We start from the raw sequence: 2,401 nt of genomic DNA on the forward strand, positions 1-2,401 counted from the left end.
GGCGTGCCCGGCGTGCCCGGCGTGCCCGGCGCGCTGCTGGAATGCGGGGTGTACCGGGGCGGCTCGGCCTGCTTCTGCGCCGCCGTGCTGGCCCGATTGAGCCAGCCGGGGCAGGCGGAACGCGACCTTTTCTGGTGCGACACCTTCCGGGGCTTTCCCGACGGCGTGGAAGAAACCTCCATCACCGGAGAGACCCTGCAAGCCTTCCCCAAGGACGACGTGCTGCCCGCAGCCATGGCCAACTTCGCCCGCACCGGCTACCCGGCGCAGCGGCTGCACGTGCTGCGCGGCCCGGTGCAGGCCACCATTCCCGCTGGCCCCCTGCCGGACGCCATCGCCCTGCTGCACCTGGATACCGACGACGCGGCCTCGGTGCTGCACGAACTGACCCACCTCTACCCGCGCCTGTCGCCGGGCGGGGTGCTGTGCATCGACGACTACGGCCACTTTCCCGGCGTGGGCCGCGCCGTGGACGCCTATTTCGCGGAGCTGGCCCGCGCCGGGGCCACCCCGCCGCTGCTGACCCGCACCGACTACACGGGCCGCATGGGCGTGAAGCCCCACGCCTGAACGCGACCCTGCACAGACATCCCTCCACGCCGCCCCCGCCGCAGCCCATAACCGCCCGCACGCAGGACACCGCCCCGCATGACCAGCCCCGACAACGCCACCATGACCGACACCCCCCACGCCTCCGCCGCGCCGGGCACGACCGGCCTTCCGGATATGGCCAGCCTTCCCGACATGGCGGGTCTAGCCCGCTGCAACCCCCGGCTGGCCGCGTGGTTCGCCTGGTCGCACGACGACTGGCAGGGCGCTGACGCCGCGGGGGCTTACGTGCATCTGGGCTGTGGCGGCGCGGTGCTGGACGGCTTCGTGAACCTGGACTTTCTGCCCCACGACGAGCGGGTGCGCGAATGCCGCCTGCTGGACGTGTGGCCCCGCCGCCTTGCGGGGCAGGTGGCCGCCTTCTACGCGGAAGACGTCATCGAACATTTCTTTCTCACCGAGCAACTGTACATCCTGTGCTCCATGAACGTGCTGCTGCGGCCCGGCGGCGTGGCCCGGCTGCTCACCCCGGACATCGGCCAGTTGTGGACCTACGGCCAGCGCTTCGACCCCGCCGTCCTTGTGGGCAGCGGCGACTACTTCGCCGACGTGATGCGCTGCCGCAACGGCATGGACGCCGTGAACACCGGCCTGCGCATGGGCGGCCACCGCTGGCTGCACGACTTCACCAGCCTGCGCCGGGCGGCGGAGGAATGCGGTTTTGCCGCGCGACGCACCCCCTGCGCCGCCTCGGACGACCCCAAACTGTGCAACATCAACCTGCGCGACGAATCGGGCATCTCCTTCGCGGCGGAACTGCGCAAGGCGCGGCCCCTGCGCCACCTGTTGGTGTGGCCGGAGCGCATCGCCAACGCCGTGCCCGTGGCAGGCGGCGATCCGGACAAATCCCCGAACGACGCGCTGCCCGCCGGGCTCGACGGCAGCCCGGACCGTGAACACCCGGACGCCATCCAGCCGGTGTTCCGCGCCACCACCGGCGACCCCGGCATCACCTACCGCCTGCCGGACGTGGCTGTGGACCGCATCGCCATGGTCAACGTGCGCTCGGCCAACCTGAGCGAATTCCGCGAGCACAACTTCGCCAAGGCATACTTCCGTCTGGAGGAAAGCGGGGCCGTGTACGCCGACCGCACCCTGCATTCCGTGCCGCACATGAACGGCTTCACCCGCGCCGACGTGGAAACGGCCATGCGCGGCGAGACAACGTTGCGCTCCGTCCGCTTCGACCCTTCGGAACGGGAGGGCGACCTGTTCACCGTGGGGCCGCTGGAACTGTTCCTGTTCGACGACGCAGAGGACGGTGGGGATAGCGGGGACGATGGCAACGGGGACCATGTGACGGGCGCGGGCGAGCGGCCCAAAGGCCGGAGCATGACGACGGTTGGAGCCAACGTGGCCGCCGGTTCCGCCCCATCCGCCAGCATCTCGTCCGGTGACACTCCGACCGGCGGCCTGCCCCCGCACCTCGAAGACCACGTCATGGCCACCCCGTGCCGACAGGGCGTCATCCATCATTTCGACTTCGACGGCCCGGTGGGCATGGCCCTGGCCATCTACGGCGAATGGGCGCAGGCGGAACTGGACGCGCTGGCCCCCTACGCGCCCGCCGGGGGCCGCGTGCTGGACGTGGGATCCAACGTGGGCACCCACGCCGTGGCCTTTGCCCGCATGGTGGGGGCAAGCGGGCACGTGACCGCGCTGGAGCCGCAGGCAGAGGTGTTCTCCCTGCTGCAACGCACCGTGGCCGTGAACGGCCTTGCAGGCGTGGTCACCCCGGTGCGGGCCGGGGCTGCGGGCCGGGCGGGCACGGCACGGGTGCCGCGCATCGCCG

Annotated in this window: 2 protein-coding genes; both read left to right on the forward strand. The window is 71.3% G+C overall.

The features are described from left to right. On the forward strand, positions 1-570 hold a 570-nt coding region (locus FVW20_RS12715), incomplete at its 5' end, for a TylF/MycF/NovP-related O-methyltransferase (RefSeq protein WP_196609909.1). Between the two features lie 78 nt (positions 571-648). Beyond that, positions 649-2,401, forward strand: a 1,753-nt coding sequence (locus FVW20_RS12720; protein ID WP_196609910.1) for an FkbM family methyltransferase, incomplete at its 3' end; no start/stop codon positions are given.

The organism is Nitratidesulfovibrio oxamicus (assembly GCF_015731765.1).
GTDB classification, from domain to species: domain Bacteria; phylum Desulfobacterota; class Desulfovibrionia; order Desulfovibrionales; family Desulfovibrionaceae; genus Cupidesulfovibrio; species Cupidesulfovibrio oxamicus.